The organism is Xanthomonas sp. NCPPB 1132 (assembly GCF_056629235.1).
This window is the reverse complement of the sequence record NZ_CM152819.1, coordinates 3,985,752-4,008,332: the sequence shown is the minus strand read 5'-3', so window position 1 is coordinate 4,008,332 and position 22,581 is coordinate 3,985,752. Positions and strand designations below refer to the sequence as shown.

The following is a 22,581-nucleotide window of genomic DNA, read 5'->3' as shown; positions in this document are numbered from 1 at the left end:
CCTGTCGCTGCTGAAGCCGCTCCTGCAGGATGCACAAAGCGTTCAAGCTGAACTTTTTCAGCAATCCCAATTATTTAGCGCATGTAGTGCCGGTAACAGTTGAAAGCACGCCGGGGCCTGCCTACACTCGCTCGTTGACTCGCCTGAATGGAAAAAAACCGATGCTGCGTATCGTGACGGCCAGCCTGCTCGCGCTTGCCCTGATTCCTGCGGCCCACGCCGCACCGGATTGCTCCGGCGATCTGCTGCCCAAGCCGCTGGCGCTGCCGGCGACGGTCGCCGCACCGGTCGCTTCGGAACTGTTCAGCCGCAACGTGCAGTTGGGCATGCCCAGCGGCGTGCTGACCCAGTCCTACAGCAGCGACCAGTCCCTGGACCGCGTGCTGCTGCGCTTGCGCGCCGAAGGTTGCCAGAGCCTGGCCAATGCCACACCTGGCGCGGTGAAGCCGAACGATCCGGCCGCCTACAAGCCGGCCACCGCGTTCGACAACACCCCTTGGCGGTTCGACATGAGCCAGAACGGCAAGCGCATGACCGCCGAGGAGTTCGATGCCTGGATGAAGGCGCGTGGCGTGCGCGTGGTCAAGGCGCGTCCGGCGCCGGCACCGGCTGCCGCCGAAGCGCCGGCACCGGCTCCGGCCGAGGCCAACAAGCAGTAAGTCCGGTGCGCGGCCGCCCGCGGCCGCGCCCGTCGACGCCGTGCGAGGGGTGAAGCCGCCGCGTTCCCGCCGTCCGCCGTCGCCCCAGGCGGCGCCCGCGCGTTCGCGCCCGCCGGCGCGCGACGCCACGCCGGCCGCGCCGCGGCACGGCCTGGCCCGCACCCTGTCCAAACTGGGCCTGTGCTCGCGCACCGAGGCCGCGCGCTGGATCGCCGCTGGCCGCGTCGCCGTCGACGGGCGCATCGTCACCGATCCCGAATTCCCGATCCTGCAGGGCCGCCACCGGCTGGCCCTGGATGGCGCGGCCCTGACCGATACCAAGCGCCTGTACCTGATGCTCAACAAGCCGCGCGGGCTGGTCACCAGCGCGCAGGACGAACGCGGCCGCGACACCGTCTACCGCTGTTTCGATGGCGCCGGGCTGCCGTGGCTGGCCCCGGTCGGGCGCCTGGACAAGGCCAGCGAGGGCCTGCTGCTGTTCAGCAACGACCCGCAGTGGGCGGCGCGGGTCACCGATCCGGTCAGCGGTCCGGACAAGACCTATCACGTGCAGGTGGATGCGATCCCCGACGCGGCGCTGCTGGCGCGGATGTGCGTCGGCGTGGTTGCCGAAGGCGAGGCGCTGCGGGCCAAGCAGGTGCGCCTGCTGCGCCAGGGCGAACGCCATGCCTGGCTGGAAGTGGTGCTGGACGAAGGCCGCAACCGGCAGATCCGGCGGCTGCTCGCCGCGCTGGGCCTGGACGTGCTGCGGCTGGTGCGGGTGGCGGTCGGCGAGCTGGCGCTGGGCGAGCTGGGCAAGGGCGCATGGCGCGAACTCAGCGCCGCCGAAGTCACGGCGTTGGCGCCGGCGGCGGACGCCAGCGCGCCAGCCGCGCGCTGAGCAGGGCGGCGACCACCTCGCGGGCGCGCGCGTCCTGCGGCCCGCGCGCATCGTGGTGGCGGCCCTTGGCGTGATTGCAGCCGGCACAGGCCAGTGCCAGGTTGCGCGCATCGTTGGGGTCGTCGCCGACCTGGGCGCACAGCGCCGCGGCGGCACGGCGCCCGAACCAGGCCTGCGGCACCACATGTTCGAGCGAGCAGTGGCCCAGTGGTTCGCCGTCACCGCGCAGATCCAGGCGCCGCCGGCAATGCAGGCAGCGGCTGTGCCAGCCGCCGGCCGCAGGCTGCGCCTGGGCGTCGGTCTGCGCCGCCAGCAACAGCCGTTGGCGCAGCGCGGCGCGCATCTCAGGCGGTGATGACGCCCAGTTCGCGGCCGATGCGGGTGAACGCGTCGATCGCACGGTCCAGGTGCTCGCGGGTGTGCGCGGCGCTGATCTGGGTGCGGATCCGCGCCTGGCCCTTGGGCACCACCGGGAAGAAGAAGCCGATGGCGTAGATGCCTTCCTCCAGCAGCCGTTCGGCGAAGCGCTGCGCCAGCGGCGCGTCGTACAGCATCACCGGGCAGATCGGATGGGTGCCGGGCTTGATGTCGAAACCGGCGGCGGCCATGCGCTCGCGGAAGTAGGCGGTGTTCTCGACCAGCTGCGCGCGCAGGTCGTCGGCGGCGTCGAGCATCGCGAAGGCCTTGCTCCCGGCGGCGACCACGTGCGGCGGCAGCGAGTTGGAGAACAGGTAGGGCCGCGAGCGCTGGCGCAGCAGTTCGATCACCTCGTGGCGGCCGGTGGTGAAGCCGCCCAGCGCCCCGCCCATGGCCTTGCCCAGGGTGCCGGTGAAGATATCGATCCGGTCCAGCACGCCCTTGACCTCGGCCGAGCCGCGGCCGCTGGCGCCGAGGAAGCCGGTGGCATGGCATTCGTCGATGTGCACCAGCGCGTTGTATTTCTTCGCCAGCGCAGTGATCTCGTCCAGCGGAGCGATGAAACCGTCCATCGAGAACACGCCGTCGCTGGTGATCAGCTTGGTCTTGCAGCCGGCGGCGTCGGCCGCCTGCAGCTGCGCTTCCAGGTCGGCCATGTCGCAGTTGGCGTAGCGGAAGCGCTTGGCCTTGCACAGGCGCACCCCGTCGATGATCGAGGCGTGGTTGAGCGCGTCGGAGATGATCGCGTCCTGCTCGCCCAGCAGCGGTTCGAACAGGCCGCCGTTGGCGTCGAAGCAGGCGGCGTAGAGGATGGTGTCCTCGGTGCCGAAGAACGCGGCGATCTGCGCCTCCAGTTGCTTGTGCAGGTCCTGGGTGCCGCAGATGAAGCGCACCGAGGCCATGCCGAAGCCGTGCGTGTCCAGCGCGTCCTTGGCGGCCTGGATCAGTTCGGGATGATCGGCCAGGCCCAGGTAGTTGTTGGCGCAGAAATTGAGCACGCGGCGGCCGTCGGCGAGGACGATTTCCGCTGCCTGCGGGCCGACGATGATACGCTCGGACTTGAACAGGCCCTGGGCGCGGATCGCGTCCAGTTCCTCGGCGTAGTGCTGGGTGAGGCGGGAGTCGGTCATGACGGGCACGCGCGGCGAAAGAAGTGGCGATTTTACCGCGGTGCCCGCAGGCGTCGGTGTCGTCATGCGCAAATGGCATGAGCCGCTGCCCGGAAGTCATTTCACCCGTCGCCTGCCGCTGCGCAGCATGCGTCATGGTCCGCGGCGGGCATTGGCCGCGGCGTTTACCTGTGGGTTTCCCGGAGAACCGTCCATGTCCAGCCTTCCGTCGCGCCGCTGGCGCCTGCTCCTTGCGCTCGCGTTGTGCGCGCTCGCCGGGGCCGCGGCCGCCGCCGAGACGCAACTGCTCAACGTGTCCTACGATCCCACCCGCGAGCTGTACCGGGACTACAACGCCGCCTTCGCCAAGCACTGGGCGCAACTGCATCCCGGCGAGCAGGTGGCGGTGGAGACCTCGCACGGCGGCTCCGGCAAGCAGGCGCGCGCGGTGATCGACGGCGTCGAGGCCGACGTGGTGACGCTGGCGCTGGCCTACGACGTCGATGCGATCGCCGCCAAGAGCAAGCTGATCGATGCGAACTGGGCCACGCGGCTGCCCGACAACAGCGCGCCGTATACCTCCACCATCGTGTTCCTGGTGCGCAAGGGCAATCCGAAAGGCATCAAGGACTGGCCCGACCTGCTGCGCAGCGGGGTGTCGGTGATCACCCCCAATCCCAAGACCTCCGGCGGCGCGCGCTGGAACTACCTGGCCGCCTGGGCCTACGCCGACCACATCTTCAAGGGCGACCGCGAACGCATCCTCAACTACATGCGCGCGCTGTTCCGCAACGTGCCGGTGCTGGACACCGGCGCGCGCGGCGCCACCACCACCTTCGTCCAGCGCGGCATCGGCGATGTGCTGCTGGCCTGGGAGAACGAGGCGTTCCTGGCGCAGCAGGAACTGGGCCAGGACAAGTTCGAGATCGTCGTGCCGAAGCTGTCGATCCTGGCCGAGCCGTCGGTGGCGCTGGTCGACAAGAATGTGGACAAGCACGGCACCCGCGCGGTGGCCGAGGAATACCTCAAGTACCTGTACTCGCCGGAAGGACAGAAGATCGCGGCCAGGCACTACTACCGGCCGCGCCATCCCGAATATGCCGACCGCGCCGACCTGGCGCGGCTGCCGAAGGTGCGCCTGGTGACCATCGATCAGGCATTCGGATCCTGGGCCAAGGCGCAGGCCACGCACTTCGACGATGGCGGCCTGTTCGATCAGATCCAGGCGAGCAAGTGACGCGATGGCCGTGACCGCCGATGCCGTTCCCCGCGCCCCGCGCCAGCGCCGGGTGATGCCCGGGCTGGGGTTGAGCCTGGGCATCACCCTGACCTGGCTGGGGCTGGTGGTGCTGATCCCCTTGCTCGCGTTGCTGCTCAAGACCAGCGGGCTGGGCTGGGAGGGCGTGTGGCGGGTGTGGAGCGAGCCGCGGGTGCTGGCGGCGTTGCGCCTGAGTTTCGGCACCGCGCTGGCCGCGGCCGCGTTCAATGCGGTGATGGGCACCTGGGTGGCCTGGGTGTTCGTGCGCTATCGCTTTCCCGGCAAGCGCCTGTTCGACGCGATGATCGACCTGCCGTTCGCGCTGCCGACGGCGGTGGCCGGCATCGCCCTGACTGCGCTGTACGGCAGCAACGGCTGGATCGGCCGTTGGCTGGAGCAGCCGGCGCAGGCGCTGGCGGCCAGCCTGCCGGTGCTGGCCTGGTGGTGGTCGCGGCTGGCACTGTTGCTGGTGTTGTCGGCCATCGGTTACGCGCTGCTGCGGCGCAGCCAGGCGCTGCTGCCGGCACCGCTGCGCGCACTGCAGCGCCTGTTCGGCACGGTCGCGGTGCTCAGCCTGGCCGCGCTGGGCCTGGGTGGCCTGCTGATCGGCTATGCCGCGCTGATGCACAGCAGCGGCGCAGGCGGGATCAAGGTCGCCTACACGCCGCTGGGCATCGTCGTGGCCCTGGTGTTCGTGGGGCTGCCGTTCGTGGTGCGGATCGTGCAGCCGGTGCTGGCCGAGGCCGAGCGCGAACTGGAAGAGGCCGCGGCCACGCTCGGTGCCGGGCGCTGGCAGACCGTGCGCCGGGTACTGCTGCCGACGCTGTGGCCGGCGGTGCTGACCGGGTTCGCGCTGGCGTTCGCGCGCGGCGTCGGCGAGTACGGCTCGGTGATCTTCATCGCCGGCAACCTGCCCAACGCCACCGAGATCGCGCCGTTGCTGATCACCATCCGTCTGGAAGAATTCGACTACGGCGGCGCCAGCGCGATCGCCGCGGCGATGCTGCTGTTGTCGCTGCTGTCCTTGTTGCTGGTCAACGCGGCGCAGGCCTGGTTCGCGCGGCGCGGCCGGGCGGTGGCGTGATGGCGTCGGTGGTGGCCGCGCTGGCGGCACGCGTCCCCGGGCAGGCCGATGCGGTTGCCGTCCAGGCGCACGTGCAGGCCTCGGTGGTCGACGAGCCGCGCTGGGTGCGGCGGCTGCTGATCGGCGGTGCGCTCTGCTTCCTGCTGGCGTTCCTGCTGCTGCCCTTGCTGCTGGTGTTCGTCGAGGCGTTGCGCGGCGGCGCCGGCGTGTTCTGGCGTGCGATCTCCGATCCGGATGCGCTGGCGGCGATCGGGCTGACCCTGCTGGTGGCGGCGATCGTGGTGCCGTTGAACCTGGTGTTCGGCGTGGCTGCGGCGTGGGCGGTCAGCAAGCACCGCTTCCCCGGCAAGCGCCTGTTGGTGAGCCTGATCGATCTGCCGTTCTCGGTGTCGCCGGTGGTCGCGGGCCTGCTGTTCATTCTGCTCTTCGGCCGCAACGGCTGGGCCTGGCCGCTGATCGACGAGGGCGTGCGCCTGCACCTGCCGCTGTTCGGCGAGGTCCTGCTGCACCTGCCGCGGATCGTGTTCGCCCTGCCGGGCATCGTGCTGGCGACCACCTTCGTCACCTTCCCGTTCATCGCCCGCGAGCTGATGCCGCTGATGGAGCAGCAGGGCGACGACGAGGAACTGGCGGCGCTGAGCCTGGGCGCCAGCGGCTGGCAGACGTTCCTGCGGGTGACCTTGCCGAACATCCGCTGGGGCCTGCTGTACGGCGTGCTGCTGTGCAGTGCGCGGGCGATGGGCGAGTTCGGCGCGGTGTCGGTGGTCTCCGGGCATATCCGCGGGCGCACCAACACGCTGCCGCTGCATGTGGAGATCCTCTACAACGAATACGCCTACAGCGCCGCCTTCGCCTGCGCCAGCCTGCTGGCGCTGACCGCGCTGCTGACGCTCGCCGTGAAGTCCTGGCTGCACTGGCGCCATGGCGCGGCGCTGGCCGCCACTCACCGACATTGAGGTTGCAATGCTGCACTGGCGCCATGGCGCGGCGCTGGCCGCCACTCACCGACATTGAGGTTGCAATGAGCATCCGCGTACAGCACCTGAGCAAGCGCTTCGGCGACTTCGCCGCGCTCGACGACATCAGCCTGGACATCCGCCAGGGCGAACTGCTGGCGTTGTTGGGGCCGTCCGGTTCCGGCAAGACCACGCTGCTGCGGGTGATCGCCGGACTCGAACACGCCGATCGCGGACGCGTGCTGATCCACGGCGAAGACGCCACCGCGTTGTCGGTGCAGGCGCGCCGGGTCGGCTTCGTGTTCCAGCACTATGCCTTGTTCAAGCACATGAGCGTGTACGAGAACGTCGCCTTCGGCCAGCGTGTGCGCCGCGAGGCGCGCTGGACCGAGGCGCGCATCCGCGCGCGGGTGCAGGAGCTGTTGGCGCTTGTGCAGTTGCACGACCTGGAGCGGCGCTACCCGGCGCAACTGTCCGGCGGTCAGCGCCAGCGCGTGGCGCTGGCGCGCGCGCTGGCGATCGAGCCGCGCGTGCTATTGCTCGACGAACCGTTCGGCGCGCTGGATGCACAGGTCCGTCGCGACCTGCGGCGCTGGTTGCGCGAGCTGCACGAACGCACCGGCCTGACCACGGTGTTCGTCACCCACGACCAGGAAGAGGCGCTGGAACTGGCCGACCGCGTGGCGATCCTCCACCGCGGGCGGATCGAGCAGGTCGGCAGCCCGGCGCAGGTCTACGAGCAGCCGGCGTCGCCCTTCGTGTACGGCTTCGTCGGCGCGGTGAACCGGCTGCCGGCGCGCCTGCACGACGGGGCGGTGCAGGTCGGCGGGCTGGCCTTGCCGGCGCCGTCGACCCCGCTGTCCACCGGCCCGGTCGAGCTATATGTGCGGCCGGAAGACCTGGCGCCGGGCAGCGAGGGCTGGGCGGCGACGGTGCTGTCGATCCAGCGCAGCGGCCCGCGCCTGCGCCTGCGTGCGCAACTGGCGCATGGCCACGACGAGGTGGAGGTGGAACTGCCGGCGGGCGAGGGCGCATCCGACTATGCGCCGGGCCAGCCGCTGCACCTGCGCGCGCGCCGCTACGGCGTCTTCGCCCGGCCGGATTGAGGCGCCATCGCGCCATTTTCAGCGGCCGCTGACACGCTTGCGTGCCGGTGCCCCTGGCGTCTGTCCGCTCGGTCGCGGCCTGACCACCACGGCACCGGCCGCCCCTCCTGTCTGGCGGGCCCGTGACCGCGATCGGCGGACCGCGGATGTCCGCGCCTGACCCGGACCGGCGGCTGCGTGTCCGGTCATGTCGCGCGGCAGACGAAAAGTTGTTGCGCTGCAAGATCAAAGCGGTTAAAAAACCGTGAAGGCGCCTCTGCGCCAGCGCTGCAACCCCATCCCTCGTCAACCACAGGAGAATGACCGGTGAACAAGACCACTCTCGCCCTGGCCGTCGCACTGGCCGCTTCGCCGCTCACCGTCCTGGCCCAGGACGCGCCCACCTCGCCGATCACTGGCTCCTACGGCGTGGTCAGCGACTACGTGTTCCGCGGCGTCTCCCAGACCGACAAGGGCCCGGCGTTCCAGGCCGGCCTCACCTACACCTCGCCGTTCGGCCTGTACGTGGGCGCCTGGGGGTCCAACGTCGATTTCGGCGCGGGCGATCCGGATTGGGAAACGGACGGCTTCGTCGGCTACAACGTCGATTTCTCGCCGGACTGGAACTTCGATGTGATGGTCAACCGCTACGGCTACCCGGGCGCCGGCCGGTTGAACTACAACGAACTGATCACCAAGACCAAGTTCCTCAAGACCTACACGCTGACCGTGGCGTACACCGACAACGTGTACAACCTGGACAAGGACAGCTTCTACTACGCGCTGGACGGAAACTGGTCGCTGCCGCAGGGCTTCAGCGTCGGTGCGCACGTCGGCCGCACCACCTACGAAAGCGCGCTGACCGCGTACCAGGACTACACCGACTACAACGTCAGCGTGGGCAAGATGGTCGGCCCGCTGGCGCTGAGCGTGGGCTACTACGACACCGACAACAAGGGCCCGGAGAACTTCACCGAGCGCCTGGCCGGTCACCGCGTGGTGGTCTCGGGCACGATCGCGTTCTGATCGCGTCGCTGCCGCGATGAACGACGAAGGGCGCCGCAAGGCGCCCTTTGTCATTTCCAGCGCCGCCGCGTTGCCGCGGTGCGCGCATTACCAGCTCAGCACGACCTTGCCGGCCTTGCCTTCTTCCATCAGGTCGAAGCCCTTCTGGAATTCGTCGATGGTCAGCTGGTGGGTCAGCACCTTGCCCAGCGGGAAGCCGGACAGCACCAGTTGGGTCATCTTGTACCAGGTCTCGTACATCTTGCGGCCGTAGATGCCCTGCACGGTCAGGCCCTTGAAGATGATCTTGTCCCAGTCGCAGCCGGCGCCGCGCGGCATGATGCCGAGCATGGCGATCTTGCCGCCGTGGTACATGCAGTCGAGCATGTCGTTGAACGCGCGCGGATTGCCGCTCATCTCCAGGCCCACGTCGAAGCCTTCCATGTGCAGGTCGGCCATCACGTCCTTGAGCGAGGTGTTGGCGACGTTGACCACGCGGGTCGCGCCCATGTCCGCGGCCAGCTTCAGGCGGAAGTCGTTGACGTCGGTGACCACCACGTTGCGCGCGCCGATGTGCTTGCAGATGCCTGCGGCGATGATGCCGATCGGGCCGGCGCCGGTGATCAGCACGTCCTCGCCGATCACGTCGAACTCCAGCGCGCAGTGCGCGGCGTTGCCGTAGGGGTCGAAGAACGCGGCCAGCTCGGACGGGATCTGGTCGGGGATCGGCCACAGGTTGGAGGCCGGCATCACCATGTACTCGGCGAAGGCGCCGTTGACGTTGACGCCGATGCCGACTGTGTTCGGGCACAGGTGCGGACGCCCGCCGCGGCAGTTGCGGCAGTGGCCGCAGACGATGTGGCCTTCGGCCGAGACGCGCTGGCCGACCTCGTAGCCGGTGACCGCCGAGCCGAGCTGGGCGATGCGGCCGACGAATTCGTGGCCGATGGTCAGGCCGGGCTTGATGGTGCGCTGGCTCCACTCGTCCCACAGATAGATGTGCAGGTCGGTGCCGCAGATCGCGGTCTTTTCCAGCTTGATCAGCACTTCGTTGGGGCCGGGGACCGGCACCGGCACCTGTTCCAGCCAGATGCCCTTGGCGGCGTCGCGCTTGACCAGCGCCTTCATTGTTTGCGCCATGTCGGTGCAGATTCGATGGGAAGAGGGCGCGCAGTATAAGCGCCCGGCCGATGCGCCCATGTTGCGGCGCGGTCAGGGTGCCATTGGTCACGGTCCGGGCTATTGGTTGCAGCCGTTACACTCTAACGTCTGTCATCAAGGAAACCGCTCGATGCGTTCGAATTCGTTGGCTGTCGCCATCGCCGCCGTGGCCGCCCTGTCCGGCGCTCCCGCCGCCCATGCCGGCGAGGGCATGTGGGTCCCGCAGCAGTTGCCGGACATCGCCGGGCCGCTGCAGCAGGCCGGCCTGAAGCTGTCGCCGCAGCAACTGTCCGACCTCACCGGCGACCCGATGGGCGCGGTGGTCTCGCTCGGCGGCTGCACCGCCAGCTTTGTCTCGCCGCAGGGCCTGGTGGTGACCAACCACCACTGCGCCTACGGCGCGATCCAGCTCAACTCGACCCCGCAGAAGAACCTGATCCGCGACGGCTTCAGCGCCGCCAGCCAGGGTGCGGAGCTGAGCGCCGGTCCCAACGCGCGCATCTATGTGCTGGACCGCATCACCGACGTCACCGCGCAGGCCAAGGCGGCGATGGCCGCCGCCGGCAACGATGCGCTCAAGCGCACGCAGGCGCTTGAGGAGTTCGACAAGGCCCAGGTCGCCGCCTGCGAGGCCGACGCCGGCTACCGCTGCGAGCTGTACAGCTTCTCCGGCGGCAACACCTACCGCCTGGTCCGCACCCTGGAAATCCGCGACGTACGCCTGGCCTACGCGCCGCCGTCGGGCATCGGCAAGTTCGGCGGCGACGTCGACAACTGGATGTGGCCGCGCCACACCGGCGATTTCTCGTTCTACCGCGCCTATGTCGGCAAGGACGGCAAGCCGGCCGCCTACGCCAAGGACAACGTGCCGTACCAGCCCAAGCACTTCCTGAAGTTCGCCGACCAGCCGCTGGGCGCCGGCGATTTCGTCATGGTCGCTGGCTATCCGGGCCGTACCAACCGCTATGCGCTGGCCTCCGAGTTCGATGCCACTGCGAGCTGGGGCTATCCCACCGCCGCGCGCCAGTACCGCGACCTGATCGCGCTGGTGGAGCAGGCCGGCAAGCAGAACCCGGACATCCAGGTGAAGTACGCCGCGACCATGGCCAGCTGGAACAACGTGGCCAAGAACTACGAAGGCCAGTTGGAAGGTTTCAAGCGCATCGACGCGGCGGCCAAGAAGCACGCCGAGGAAGACGCGGTGCTGGCCTGGCTCAAGCGCCAGGGCGGCGAGGGCAAGGCCGCGCTGCAGGCCCACGCGCAGCTGCTGGCGCTGGGCGAGCAGGCCAAGGCCACCCGCGACCGCGACCTGGTGCTGCGGCAGATGCAGCGGACCGGAACGCTCGGCAGCGCGATCATGCTGTACCGCCTGTCGATCGAACGCGCCAAGCCGGATGCCGAGCGCGAGCCGGGCTACCAAGAGCGCGACCTGCCCGAGCTCGAGGGCGCGATGAAGCAGATGGAGCGCCGCTATGTCGCCGCCATGGACAGCCAGCTGCAGCGCTACTGGTTCGAGCAGTACCTGAAGCTGCCGAAGGCGCAACGCCTGCCGGCGCTGGACCAGTGGCTTGCCGGTGCCGATGCGCAGGCCGCCGCCACGCGCCTGGCCGGTACCCAGTTGGGCAGCACCGATGCGCGCCTGAAGTGGCTGCATGCCGATCGCGCCGCGTTCGAGGCCAGCGACGACCAGGCGCTGCGCTACGCGGTGGCGCTGATGCCGACCCTGCTGCAACTCGAGCAGGACCAGAAGCGCCGCGATGGCGAGGAGTTGCTGGCGCGGCCGCGCTACCTGCAGGCCGTGGCCGACTACAAGAAGAGCCAGGGCGAGTTCGTGTATCCGGACGCCAACTCCTCGCTGCGCATCACCTTCGGCAACGTCAAGGGCTATGCGCCCAAGGATGGCGTGGAATACACCCCGTTCACCACGCTGGAGGGTGTGGTCGCCAAGGACACCGGCACGGAGCCGTTCGATTCGCCCAAGGCGTTGCTGGACGCGGCCAAGGCCAAGCGCTACGGCGGCCTGGAAGATAAGCGGCTGGGCACGGTGCCGGTGAACTTCCTGTCCGACCTGGACATCACCGGTGGCAACTCCGGCTCGCCGGTGATGGACGCGCACGGCAAGCTGGTCGGCCTGGCCTTCGACGGCAACTGGGAGTCGGTGAGTTCCAACTGGGTGTTCGACCCGGCGATGACCCGGATGATCGCGGTCGATGCGCGCTACCTGCACTGGATCATGCAGGAAGTCATGCCGGCACCGCGGCTGTTGAAGGAGTTGAACCTGGCCAAGTGAGCCAGGTCCCGGCGGGCGGCGGCCACGGCCGCCGTCCGTGTGTCCGCCCCGCCAGGCCGGGGCGAGGCACGGGGATGCAGCGCAGGGTTTCCGGCGACGGAGCGGGTATCATGCCGCTCCGTTTTCGTTTGCGAGACGGGCCCTTCCTCCCCCCAAGGATTCCAGCGCATGCGCATTCTGCTCGCCCGCCATGGCGAAACCCCGTGGAACGCCGAAGGCCGCTACCAGGGCCAGATCGACATCCCGCTGTCGCCGGTCGGCGACGCGCAGGCGCAGGCGTTGGGCGCACGCCTGCGCGAGGTGCCGCTGACCCGCGCCGTGGCCTCGCCGCTGTCCCGGGCGCAGCGCACCGCGCGCTTCGCGCTGGGCCCTGAGCGCGAGGCGCTGCTGCAGACCGATCCGGACCTGCAGGAGATCGCCCATGGCGAGTGGGAAGGCCTGCTGGCCAGCGAGATTCACGACAAGGATCCGGCGCGTCTGCGCGCCTGGCGCGAGGAGCCGGACACGGTGCTGATGCCGGGTGGCGAGTCGCTGCGGCAGGTGCTGGAGCGTTCCTGGCGCGGCCTGACCCGCGCCGCCGAGGGCCTGGGCGAGCACGACACGCTGCTGGTGGTGGCGCACGATGCGGTCAACCGGGTGATCCTGTGCCGGGTGCTGGGCCTGCCGATCGCACGGCTGTGGAGTTTCCGCCAGGCGCCGACCACGCTGAACCTGCTGGAAGGGCCGGACGTGGAGCATCTGGAAGTGGTGCGCTTGAACGATTGCGCGCACCACACGCCGTTCTTCGGCGAGGCGAAGCATCGGGCGCTGTAGGACCGACATGATGCGCGTATAGCGTGCGTCGTCTCGTCGACGAGTTGATCCGTCCCGCTTCCGATGCGGTTCGCTTGGCCGTTGCCGTTGCCGTTGCCGTTGCCGTTGCCGTTGCCGTTGCTGGGCTTTTGCTGTCGTTTTTGCTTTGCTTTTCGGGATCCCGTGAGCCGCGGCACTTGGCCTGGGCGAAAACCCCGAAGGGGCGGCGCGCAGGAAGCGCGCCGTTTTTCGCCGGCACATGGATGTGCCGTCGAAAAATGCCCAGGCCAAGTGCGGACCCGGAGCGCGCAGCGCGGAGGGCGCGGCGCCCGGGTGTGCTTTCTTTTGGTTACTTTTCTTTGCACAAGCAAAGAAAAGTGACTCGCGCGTCAGCGCGAAAGCTGTCGCTTCCAAAGCTGTTGCTTCTGACGAAGGCGAGCGAACGCGCTTGCCTGAAAGGCTAGAAATACACAAATGAACACCCTCCCCGAATGGCTCGCCTACATCGAGCGCCAGCACCCCCAGGACATCGCCATGGGCCTGGAGCGGGTGCGCGCCGTGGCAGCGCGCATCCGCCTGACCAAGCCGGCCAAGCACGTCATCACCGTCGGCGGGACCAACGGCAAGGGCTCGACCGTCGCCTTCGTCGAGGCCATCGCGCGTGCCGCCGGTTGGCGGGTGGGCAGCTACACCTCGCCGCACCTGCTGCGCTACAACGAGCGCGTGCGCATCGACGGCGAAGAGGCCGGCGATGCCGACCTGGTGACGGCCTTTGAGGCAGTGGAGGCCGCTCGCGGCGATACTGCGCTGACCTACTTCGAGTACGGCACGCTGGCGGCGCTGTGGCTGTTCCAGCAGGCCAGGTTGGACCTGGCCGTGCTGGAAGTCGGCCTCGGCGGCCGGCTGGATGCGGTGAACCTTGTCGATGCCGACGTCGCGGTCATCACCACCGTGGACATCGACCACACCGACTGGCTCGGCAACGACCGCGAGGCGATCGGTGCGGAAAAGGCCGGCATCGCGCGGCCGTGGAAACCGCTGGTGCTCGGCGAGATCGATCCGCCCTCCAGCGTGCTGCGCCGCGCTTATGCGATCGGCGCCAATGCGCTGCGCGCCGGCAGCGACTTCTTCCACGAGCCGATCGATGCCGAACGCTGGCGCTGGCGCGATGTCGGCACCGAACTGCAGTTGCCGCTGCCGCAGTTGCGCGCGCCGGTGCAGCGCGCCAACGCCGCCACCGCCATCGCCGCCCTGCGCGCGCTGCGCCGGTCGCTGCCGCGCAACGCCTACGCCGAGGGCATCGCCGCCGCGCGCCTGCGCGGGCGCCTGCAGCCCTGCGTGCGCGACGGGGTGGAGGTGCTGGTCGATGTCGGCCACAACCCGCAGGCCGCGCGCGAACTGGCCGCCGCGCTGCAGGCGCAGCCGGTCGCCGGCCGCACCTGCGCGGTGTTCGCGGCGCTGGCCGACAAGGACGCCGCCGGGGTGGTGGAGGCGCTGGCCGCGCAGGTCGACGCCTGGCACCTGGCCGGCCTGGGCGGCAGCCGCGGCCAGAGCGCTGCGCAGTTGCGCACGCGGCTGGCGGGCACGGCCGCCGCCGAGGCCGGCACCGCCGAGAGCGTGGCGCAGGCGCTGCAATCGGCGCTGGCGCAGGCGCAGCCGGGCGACCGAGTGCTGGTGTTCGGCTCGTTCCATACCGCCGCCGAGGCGCTGCACTGGCTGCATTCAGCCGCCTGATCCCGCCTCCGCGCGGGCCGACCTTATAATCGGCACGGCACTCCGCCACGCCGCCCCCTCAGCCTTTCCGTGGATACCGTCCTGAAACAGCGATTGATTGGCGCCCTTGTCCTGGTAGCGCTCGCCGTGATCTTCCTGCCGATGCTGGTGAAGGGGCCTGCGCCCGACAGCGGCGTGGCCAACGTTCCGCTGAAGGCGCCCGAGGCGCCGGCCGACGGCCAGTTCGAGACCCGCGAGCTGCCGCTGGTGACCCCGGGCGACGCGCCCAGCGGCGGGGCGGTGGGCATGGCCAAGGCGCCCGGCGCCGCCACGGCGCCAGCCGCCGCGCCGGCGCCGGTCCAGAACAATCCCGATGCCGCCGACCTGGCGGATCCGGCCGCCGGCAGCGCCGCGCAGCCGTTGCCGCCGAGCACGGCCGCCGGCAACTACGCGGTGAACTTCGGTGCCTACGCCACCGCCGCCGATGCCGATGCGGTGATCGCACGGCTCAAGCAGGCGCAACTGCCGGGCTTCCGCGAGCAGGCCACGATCGGCGGGCGCCAGGCCTGGCGGGTGCGGATCGGGCCGTATGCCGATCGCGCCCAGGCCGAATCGGTGCGCCTGCAGGCGGTCAAGGTCCGCAACGACGTCAATGCCCAGGTGGTGACCCTGGATGCGGCGCCGAGCAACGCCACCCCGGCCAGCGCCGCGCCGGCCGCCGCCAGCAACGTCGCCGCCGCCGCGCCCGCCGCCCCGGCCAGGACCGAGGCGCTGCCGCCGGAGCCGGCCAAGCCTGTCGCCGCCACCAAGCCGGCGACGCCGCCGGCGCCCAAGCCGGAGCCGGCCAAGCCGGCCGTGACCAAGCCCGAACCCACCAAGCCGGCGGCGACCCCGGCCACCGCGGCGGCGGCCAAGCCGGCGCCGAGCGTGCCGGCCGCGCCGGCGGCCTCCGGCACCGGCTTCGCCGTGCAGTTGGGCGCCTTCGGCAAGGCCGAGGACGCCAATGCCCTGCGCGACAAGGTGCGCGCGGCCGGCTTCAGCGCCTTCGTCGAACAGGTGCGCACCGACAAGGGCGCGCTGAACCGGGTGCGGGTCGGCCCGGTCGCCAATCGCGCCGACGCCGAGCAGTTGCGCGCCCAGGTCGCGGCCAAGGTCGGCATCAGCGGTATGGTACGTCCACATCCTTGATCGGGCTTCGGCCCATGGAGTAGCACGATGGTCCAGGGAAGGCAGGCGCGACGCGCGATCGGCGCGATGCAGCGGCTCGGCCGCGGGAGGCGCGCATGATCGACATGGTGCTGTTGACGGTGATCCTGGTCTCGGCGCTGCTCGGCGCCCTGCGCGGGTTCGTCGGCATCGTGGTCGGCACGCTGTCCTGGTTCCTGGCCGGCTGGGCCACGTTCCAGTTCGGCGGCACTGCCGGGCAGTGGCTGGCCAACGGGTCCCGGCCGAGCATGAGCTACTACCTGGGCGGCTACGCGCTGACCTTCGTGACAGTGATGGCGGTGGTCGCCATCGTCGGCATGGTGATCCGCACGGCGGTGCGCTCGACCGCGCTGTCGGGCACCGACCGCGCGCTCGGCTTCGGCCTGGGCGCGGCGCGCGGCGGCTTCTTCGCCGCGGTGCTGGCGTTCCTGATGAGCTTCACACCGCTGACCCGCGAGCCGGACTGGCAGCGCTCGATGGTGCTGCCGGTGCTCAGCCCGGGCGTGGGCTGGATGCGGGCGCAGCTGCCGGACTGGCGCATGCCGCAGATGCCGCAGCTGAACCTGTCGCAGATGCCGCAACTGAACGTGTCGCAGATGAATTTGGGCAACATGCCCGCGGCAGGCGATAATGCCGCGTTGGGCAACGCCCTGCAGGCCAGTGGGCTGCAGGAGATGATGTCCAAGGCCCTGGGGCGTCCCGGGGTGCGGTCCGCGCAGCCCGGGGGCGATCCGTCGCAACTGATGCCCGCGAACATCGATCCGGCGCAGGCGCGTCCGGCGCAATCCGACCCGGCACGGGTCGAATCCAACGGCCAGGCACGGCCACCTTCCCAATAGCGGCGTCCCCGCCGCGGAGAGCGTTGACATGTGTGGCATCGTCGGAATCGTCGGCAACCAGAACGTGGCCGGGCAACTCTATGACGGCCTGGCCGTGCTGCAGCACCGCGGCCAGGACGCGGCGGGCATCGCCACCGCCGACGGCACCCGCCTGCGCGTGCAGAAGGCCAACGGCCTGGTCCGCGACGTCTTCGACGAGAAGCGCATGGCGGTGCTGGAAGGCCGTGTCGGCATCGCCCATTGCCGCTATCCGACCGCCGGCTCGGAGGGCATGGACGAGGCGCAGCCGTTCTACGTGAACTCGCCGTACGGCATCGCGCTGGCCCACAACGGCAACCTGGTCAATACCGAGGCCCTGCGCCAGCAGGTGTTCGAAGCCGATCGCCGCAACATCAACACCGACTCGGACAGCGAAGTGCTGCTGAACGTGTTCGCCTACGAACTGGACGCGCAGCGCATGCTGACCCCGGAAGCGGCGATCCGTGCGGTGGCCGGCGTGCACCGCCGCTGCAAGGGCGGCTACGCCGTGGTCAGCGTGGTGCTGGGGCTGGGCCTGGTCGCGTTCCGCGATCCGCACGGCATCCGCCCGCTGGTGCTGGGCAAGCGCGAGGGCGTGGAGGGCGACGAATACATCGTCGCCTCCGAATCGTCGGCGCTGGACATCCTCGGCTTCACCCGCGTGCGCGACGTGCGCCCCGGCGAGGCGCTGGTCATCACCGGCCGCGGCGAGCTGTTCTCGGAAGTGTGCGCCTCGCCGACCGACCACACCCCGTGCATCTTCGAGTACGTGTACTTCGCGCGCCCGGACTCGATGATCGACAACGTCTCGGTGCACAAGGCGCGCATGCGCATGGGCATGAAGTTGGGCGAGAAGATCCTGCGCCTGCGCCCGGACCACGACATCGACACCATCATCCCGATCCCGGACACCTCGCGCGACGCCGCGCTGGAGATCTCCAACGTGCTCGGGGTGAAGTACCGCGAGGGCTTCGTCAAGAACCGCTACATCGGCCGCACCTTCATCATGCCGGGGCAGGGCGAGCGGGTGAAGTCGGTGCGCCGCAAGCTCAACCCGATCCACCTGGAATTCCGCAACCGCGTGGTGCTGCTGGTCGACGACTCGATCGTGCGCGGCACCACCAGCCGGCAGATCGTGCAGATGGCGCGCGACGCCGGCGCGCGCAAGGTGTACCTGGCCAGCGCCGCGCCGCCGGTGCGCTACCCCAACATCTACGGCATCGACATGCCCGCCGCCGACGAACTGGTGGCGCATGGCCGCAGCGAGCAGGAGATCCAGGAGTTCCTCGGCTGCGACTGGCTGATCTACCAGGACCTGGAAGACCTGGAAACCGCGGTGCGCGAGGGCAATCCGGAGCTGAAGACGTTCGATTCCTCGTGCTTCAACGGCCAGTACACCACCGGCATCGAATCCGGCTATTTCGAGCGGATCATGCAGCTGCGTTCGGACGAGGCCAAGCGCAAGCGCCGTGCCTGAGTCCCGCGGCGCCCGCGCCCGCACGTGGCCCCTGTTCGCGCTGGCGGGCCTGGCCGCGCTGTGCGGCGGCTGCGCCGGCGACGACGCCACGCGGCCGGTGCGCACGCTGGATGATCCGCGCCTGCGCGACGGCAGCGTGCCGAGCGCGCAACTGACCGCGCTGCAGCTGTACATGACCCCGGACCAGCTGGCGCTGCTGCAGCCGGACTACCGCGCGCCGCTGGCGATCGTCGGCGCGCAGCGCATCGGTGACGACCTGCTGCTGCTGCGCCTGCGCGCGCAGCGCTCCTCCGACGATGTGCGCGCCGATGCGCCGCAGTGGGGATATGCGGTCGACTGCCGCGACGGCACTTCGCGCCTGCTCGCCGCCGGCATCGGCGTCGATGCCGGCTGGCCGTCGGGCGCACCGCTGGCGCAGATTCCGGAACCGGCGGCGGCCGACCGCCGCAGCGCCTTCGCCCTGGCCTGCGCGCACCGCGTGGACTGCGTGTTCAAGGTGGCCGGCAACCGTTGCGAGCAGGCCCAGCGTACCTGGCTGGAACGGCGCGAGGCGGCCGCGCATCCGCCGGCGGCGGCGCCGTGAGTGGCGACCTGTACCAGGCGGCGCGCGCCTGCCTGGACGCGGCCGACCCCGACGACAAGGTCGCGCTGACCCAGCGCCATGCCGCGGCTTGGCGTAATGGCGATGTGGCGATGCCGGCCGTGGCGCCGGCACCCGAGCCGATCCGCATGCCGGGGCGGCCGCCGCGGCCGCTGCTGGTGCATCCGCGCGAACTGCCGCGGCGCGGTCTCGGCAGTGCCGAGGGCCGCGCCGCCTTCATCCACGCCATCGCCCATATCGAACTCAACGCCATCGACCTGGCCTGGGACGCGGTCTACCGCTTCCGCGGCCTGCCGCCGGCGTTCTACGCCGACTGGGTGGCGGTGGCGGACGACGAGTCGCGCCATTTCGTGCTGCTGCGCGACCGCCTGCGCGCGCTGGGCCACGCCTATGGCGACTTCGCCGCGCACAACGGCCTGTGGGAGATGTGCGAGAAGACCGCGCACGATGGCTTGGCGCGTATGGCATTGGTGCCGCGCGTGCTGGAGGCGCGCGGCCTGGATGTGACCCCGGGCATGATCGCCAAGCTGCGCGCGCTCGGCGACGACGCCACCGCCGACATCCTGGAGATCATCCTGCGCGAGGAAGTGGCGCACGTGGCCGCCGGTTCGCGGTGGTACCGCTGGTACTGCGCCCAGGCCGGGATCGAGCCGCGCGTCCGCTTCGCCGCCCTGCTGCGCGAATACGCCGGCGGCTACCTGCATGGTCCGTTCAACCTGCAGGCGCGCCTGCTGGCCGGGTTCGACGAGGACGAATTGCTGGCCCTGCAGCAGCAGGCCGGTTAAGGCGGCGGGATTTTTTCGGGACGGTGCGTGCGCTGCGAGAAGGCACGCGCACGCACGGCGTGAGCGCCGGGCGGCGCTTTTTGTGATCTCCATCTCCGAGTTGCGACCCGGCTGCATTTGTTGCTTGCGCTGAACGGTGGCTGAGCGGCTAATCGAACTCCCCCGTGCGGCCTCCCCCGATCTGGCCGTGCGCGGGGCGACGTTCGTCCCTACTCACCACCCAGGAGTCCGACATGAAGTCGATGTGCAGCCTGACCGCGATGCTTGCCCTGTGTGTCGCCGGTTCCGCCTCCGCAGCCGGAACGCCCCTGTTCCAGAGCAGCCAGTACGTCTCCAAGTCCATCGCCGGCGAGCCGGCGCTGAACCGCCTGCTGGCCAATCCCGCTACCGGTGCGGTGCAACGGGTCGGCGTGAATGCCGCCGCGGTCACCGCCGGGCAGAAGCAACTCGAGCTGGACCTGCTGGGCCAGCGCATCACCGCCACGCAACTGAAGACCGAGCAACTGGAAGGCGGAAACAGCATCTGGTACGGCAATCTCGGCAATGCCGCGGTGGCCCGCACCCGTGCGCTGTCCGGCCTGGATCCGCTGAACTCGGCGATCCTGGTACGCAGCGGCGACACCATCACCGGCAGCATCCGCAGCAACGGCACGCTGTTCCACCTGCGTCCGGTCGCCGGCGGCGGCCATGTGCTGGTGGAAGTCGACGAACGGCGCATGCCGGCCGAGCATCCGGCCGATTACGCGCTGCTGCCGACCGTGCAGATGCCGCAGTCGGTGATCGACGAACGCGTGACCGCCGCCGGCGCCTCGTCCGGCTCGCCCGCGACCATCCGCGTGCTGGTGGTGGCGACCAACAAGGCGGTGACCAGCTATGGCGGCAACATGCAGTCGCTGGTGCAGCTGGCAGTGGCCGAGTCCAATCAGGGCTATACCAACAGCAACGTCGGCATCACCATGCAACTGGCCGGCTACGAGACCACCAACTACACCGAGTCCGGCGACTTCAACACCGACCTGACCCGTTTCCGCGGCACCAGCGACGGCTACATGGACAGCATCCATACCTCGCGCAACAACACCGCGGCCGACGTCGGCGTGCTGATCATCGACAACTCCGCCTATTGCGGCCTGGCCTCGGGCATCGGCTCCACCGCCGCCACCGCGTTCGCCGCCGTGTACTGGGATTGCGCCACCGGCTACTACAGCTTCGCCCACGAGATCGGGCACCTGCAGAGCGCGCGCCACGACGTGGCCACCGACTCCAGCACTTCGCCGTACGCCTACGGCCACGGCTATCGCTACGGCAACAGCTGGCGCACGATCATGGCCTACGACTGCACCAGCAGCTGCCCGCGGCTGAACTACTGGTCCAACCCGAACGTGTCCTACAACGGCGTGCCGATGGGTAACGCCAGCACCGCCGACAACCAGCGCGTGCTGGTCAACACCAAGGCGACGGTGGCCGGGTTCCGCTGAGCCGGCGCGCGCGTGGCGCAGGCCGCCTGCCTGCGCCACGCGCGGCGAAGACGGCCGGAGCGGGCGCGGCGGCGCCCGCTTCGGCTATGCTGGGAAGCGGTGCCGGCACGGCCGGTAGCGACCGACTTCCTGGGAACGACGATGTTCAAGCGCATGCGACTGCCGGCCGCGCTGCTGCTGGCGATGCTGAGCGCGGGCTGCGGCCCCGCCCCCGATCGGCAGACCGACACGCCGTCGCCGACCGCCAAGACCGAGGCGCCACGGGCCACCCCGCCGGCCGCGCCCGCCGACACCTTCGACGACCAGCGCGCGATCGACCTGTTGCAGGCGCGCCTGTCCGCCGATCACGCCTATCCAGACCTGCAGTGCCTGGGCTACGCCGTCGAGGACGACGCGAGCGCGGACGACACGGCGGCCGCTGCGGGTGCGGCTGCCGTCGCACCGGCGGCGATCGAGATCGCGGTGCGCGAGAAGCACGGCGACGGCTGCCCAGGCGACCCGCAGACCGAACCGGTCCGCGACCGTTTCCGCGTCGAGCGCTCCGGCGCGATCGGCTGGTACGACGTGGTCGACGGCGACTTCGTCGATTACGCGCAATGGCGGCAGCAGCGTGCCGGCGGCGGTCTGCCCTGAGTGCTGGTGTTCGCACCGTGCTATAGGCGTGGCTGCGCCGGCGCGCGGCGAGGAAGTGCGGATGGACGGGTACTGGCCCGACGCTGGCTGGTGTCGACGCTGCACGCGCTGCCGGCCCGATCGCGGCCGCGCCGGACCTTGGCGCTAGAGCTGTTGCAGCTTGCAGCCCTGCGCATCGACGCGCAGCACCGAACCCTGTTCGTACCAGTCGCCGAGCACGATGCGGGTGCAAGCGCGACCGTCCACGTCCAGCGCATGCACCGCCGGGCGATGGGTGTGGCCATGGATCATCTTCGCCACGCCGTAGCGGGCGAAGGTGGCGGCGACTTCGGCCGGGGCCACGTCGGTGACGGTCTCGAACTGCGCGCTGTCGTCCTGTTTCAACTCGGCCTGGCGCGCCTGGCTGGCGGCGCGCGCCTGCTGCGCGTAGGCGATGCGCGCGGCCAGCGGCTGCGCCAGGAACTGCTGCTGGAAGGCCGGATCGCGGGTCTGCGCACGGAACGCCTGGTAGGCGGTGTCGTCGGTGCACAGCAGGTCGCCGTGCAGCAGCAGGGTCGGCTCGCCGTACAGGTCGATCACGCAGGGATCGGGCAGCAGGCGCAGGCCGGCGCGCTGCGCGTAGTCGGCGCCGAGCAGGAAGTCGCGATTGCCGTGCATGAAGAACACCGGCACCCCGGCCTGGTGCAGCGCGTGCAGCTCCAGCGCCACCGCATCGGCCGCTTCGGACGGGGTGTCGTCGCCGATCCAGGCCTCGAACAGATCGCCGAGGATGTACAGCGCCTCGGCCTGGCGCGCCTCCCCGCGCAGGAAGTCGAGGAACAGTGCGGTGATCGCCGGCCGTGCCGGGTCCAGATGCAGGTCGGAGATGAACAGCGTGGTCATTTGGCCATTGTAAGGCCGGGAGTGGGGAATCGGGATTGAGGAATGGTGAGTGTTCGCGAGCGCAGGCGTTGCTACGCTTTCGAAGGGTCGGGATTGGGATTCGGGAACGGGAATTGGGGATTCGAAGGGTGCGCTAACGCAGGCGTTGTTGCGCTCTCGTAGGAGCGGCTTCAGCCGCGACCTTGTCCGGAGCCAGGAGTGAGGAGAGGGCATGGAGCCGGACGGCGCCGGCTGTTTCCATTCCCTATTCCCG

At 70.0% G+C, this 22,581-nt stretch carries 19 protein-coding genes and 3 pseudogenes; 18 read left to right on the top strand and 4 right to left on the bottom strand.

The window, feature by feature from the left end; all coding sequences use genetic code 11:
- The first annotated feature begins 161 nt into the window (after positions 1-161).
- Together AC1G9L_RS17220 and AC1G9L_RS17215 are read left to right on the top strand one after the other, a co-directional pair.
- Positions 162-659, top strand: a complete 498-nt coding sequence (locus tag AC1G9L_RS17220; RefSeq protein WP_019801306.1) for a hypothetical protein — start codon at positions 162-164, stop codon at positions 657-659.
- A gap of 49 nt (positions 660-708) precedes the next feature.
- Entirely contained in the window at positions 709-1,539 is an 831-nt protein-coding gene (locus tag AC1G9L_RS17215; RefSeq protein ID WP_481069578.1) for a pseudouridine synthase, read from the top strand.
- On the opposite strand, the gene AC1G9L_RS17210 is transcribed toward AC1G9L_RS17215, so the two are convergent.
- Positions 1,490-1,882: an HNH endonuclease gene (locus tag AC1G9L_RS17210; protein WP_209031972.1), complete on the bottom strand. Its 393-nt coding sequence runs from the start codon at positions 1,880-1,882 to the stop codon at positions 1,490-1,492. The two genes, AC1G9L_RS17215 and AC1G9L_RS17210, sit on opposite strands and share 50 nt — an antisense overlap.
- 1 nt (position 1,883) lies before the next feature.
- Positions 1,884-3,086 (bottom strand): glycine C-acetyltransferase, encoded by a 1,203-nt coding sequence (gene kbl, locus AC1G9L_RS17205; protein WP_019801262.1) that lies wholly within the window; start codon positions 3,084-3,086, stop codon positions 1,884-1,886.
- A 193-nt stretch (positions 3,087-3,279) separates the two neighbouring features.
- Between kbl and AC1G9L_RS17200 the strand changes: the two genes are divergently transcribed.
- The 6 genes and pseudogenes from AC1G9L_RS17200 to AC1G9L_RS17175 all read left to right on the top strand — a co-directional run bounded on the left by AC1G9L_RS17200 (position 3,280) and on the right by AC1G9L_RS17175 (position 8,474).
- Entirely contained in the window at positions 3,280-4,302 is a 1,023-nt protein-coding gene (locus AC1G9L_RS17200; RefSeq protein WP_019801261.1) for a sulfate ABC transporter substrate-binding protein, read from the top strand.
- 4 nt (positions 4,303-4,306) lie between these two features.
- A pseudogene (locus tag AC1G9L_RS17195) lies at positions 4,307-4,720 on the top strand (ABC transporter permease); the annotation flags it as partial.
- Positions 4,721-4,960: 240 nt separating this feature from the next.
- Positions 4,961-5,407, top strand: a pseudogene (locus tag AC1G9L_RS17190) (ABC transporter permease subunit); the annotation flags it as partial.
- Between the two features lie 86 nt (positions 5,408-5,493).
- Positions 5,494-6,363 (top strand): annotated as a pseudogene (gene cysW, locus AC1G9L_RS17185) (sulfate ABC transporter permease subunit CysW); the annotation flags it as partial.
- 65 nt (positions 6,364-6,428) lie between these two features.
- Positions 6,429-7,469: a sulfate/molybdate ABC transporter ATP-binding protein gene (locus tag AC1G9L_RS17180; protein WP_481069577.1), complete on the top strand. Its 1,041-nt coding sequence runs from the start codon at positions 6,429-6,431 to the stop codon at positions 7,467-7,469.
- Between the two features lie 306 nt (positions 7,470-7,775).
- Positions 7,776-8,474 (top strand): TorF family putative porin, encoded by a 699-nt coding sequence (locus tag AC1G9L_RS17175; protein WP_010341358.1) that lies wholly within the window; start codon positions 7,776-7,778, stop codon positions 8,472-8,474.
- Between the two features lie 87 nt (positions 8,475-8,561).
- Here the strand turns inward: AC1G9L_RS17175 and tdh are convergent, their stop codons facing one another.
- Positions 8,562-9,593, bottom strand: a complete 1,032-nt coding sequence (gene tdh, locus AC1G9L_RS17170) for an L-threonine 3-dehydrogenase (protein ID WP_029561876.1) — start codon at positions 9,591-9,593, stop codon at positions 8,562-8,564.
- Positions 9,594-9,744: 151 nt separating this feature from the next.
- On the opposite strand from tdh, the gene AC1G9L_RS17165 reads away from it, so the two are divergent.
- The 10 genes from AC1G9L_RS17165 (at position 9,745) to AC1G9L_RS17120 (ending at position 21,446) form a co-directional block, all read left to right on the top strand.
- Positions 9,745-11,904, top strand: a complete 2,160-nt coding sequence (locus AC1G9L_RS17165; protein ID WP_481069576.1) for a S46 family peptidase — start codon at positions 9,745-9,747, stop codon at positions 11,902-11,904.
- Positions 11,905-12,072: 168 nt separating this feature from the next.
- Entirely contained in the window at positions 12,073-12,717 is a 645-nt protein-coding gene (locus AC1G9L_RS17160; protein ID WP_481069575.1) for a histidine phosphatase family protein, read from the top strand.
- A gap of 453 nt (positions 12,718-13,170) precedes the next feature.
- On the top strand, positions 13,171-14,430 hold the full coding sequence (folC, locus tag AC1G9L_RS17155) for a bifunctional tetrahydrofolate synthase/dihydrofolate synthase (RefSeq protein WP_481069574.1): 1,260 nt from the start codon (positions 13,171-13,173) through the stop codon (positions 14,428-14,430).
- 69 nt (positions 14,431-14,499) lie between these two features.
- Positions 14,500-15,597 (top strand): SPOR domain-containing protein, encoded by a 1,098-nt coding sequence (locus AC1G9L_RS17150; protein WP_481069573.1) that lies wholly within the window; start codon positions 14,500-14,502, stop codon positions 15,595-15,597.
- Between the two features lie 95 nt (positions 15,598-15,692).
- Positions 15,693-16,454: a CvpA family protein gene (locus AC1G9L_RS17145; protein WP_019801304.1), complete on the top strand. Its 762-nt coding sequence runs from the start codon at positions 15,693-15,695 to the stop codon at positions 16,452-16,454.
- A gap of 28 nt (positions 16,455-16,482) precedes the next feature.
- Positions 16,483-17,949 carry an amidophosphoribosyltransferase gene (gene purF / locus AC1G9L_RS17140; protein WP_010341100.1) on the top strand — a complete coding sequence of 489 codons (1,467 nt, stop codon included), beginning with the start codon at positions 16,483-16,485 and terminating at the stop codon, positions 17,947-17,949.
- A complete protein-coding gene (locus AC1G9L_RS17135) occupies positions 17,942-18,532 on the top strand; it encodes a hypothetical protein (protein ID WP_481069572.1) in 591 nt (196 codons plus the stop codon). The genes purF and AC1G9L_RS17135 overlap by 8 nt, the downstream gene beginning before the upstream one ends.
- Positions 18,529-19,335, top strand: a complete 807-nt coding sequence (locus AC1G9L_RS17130; protein WP_481069571.1) for a ferritin-like domain-containing protein — start codon at positions 18,529-18,531, stop codon at positions 19,333-19,335. Before AC1G9L_RS17135 ends, AC1G9L_RS17130 begins: the two co-directional genes overlap by 4 nt.
- 233 nt (positions 19,336-19,568) lie before the next feature.
- Positions 19,569-20,813, top strand: coding sequence for a M12 family metallo-peptidase (locus AC1G9L_RS17125; protein WP_019801851.1), 1,245 nt, complete (start codon positions 19,569-19,571; stop codon positions 20,811-20,813).
- A gap of 141 nt (positions 20,814-20,954) precedes the next feature.
- Positions 20,955-21,446, top strand: a complete 492-nt coding sequence (locus tag AC1G9L_RS17120; RefSeq protein ID WP_481069570.1) for a hypothetical protein — start codon at positions 20,955-20,957, stop codon at positions 21,444-21,446.
- Between the two features lie 144 nt (positions 21,447-21,590).
- Here AC1G9L_RS17120 and lpxH read toward each other — a convergent pair whose 3' ends face one another.
- Positions 21,591-22,328: a UDP-2,3-diacylglucosamine diphosphatase gene (lpxH, locus tag AC1G9L_RS17115; RefSeq protein WP_010341106.1), complete on the bottom strand. Its 738-nt coding sequence runs from the start codon at positions 22,326-22,328 to the stop codon at positions 21,591-21,593.
- Between the last annotated feature and the right edge of the window lie 253 nt (positions 22,329-22,581).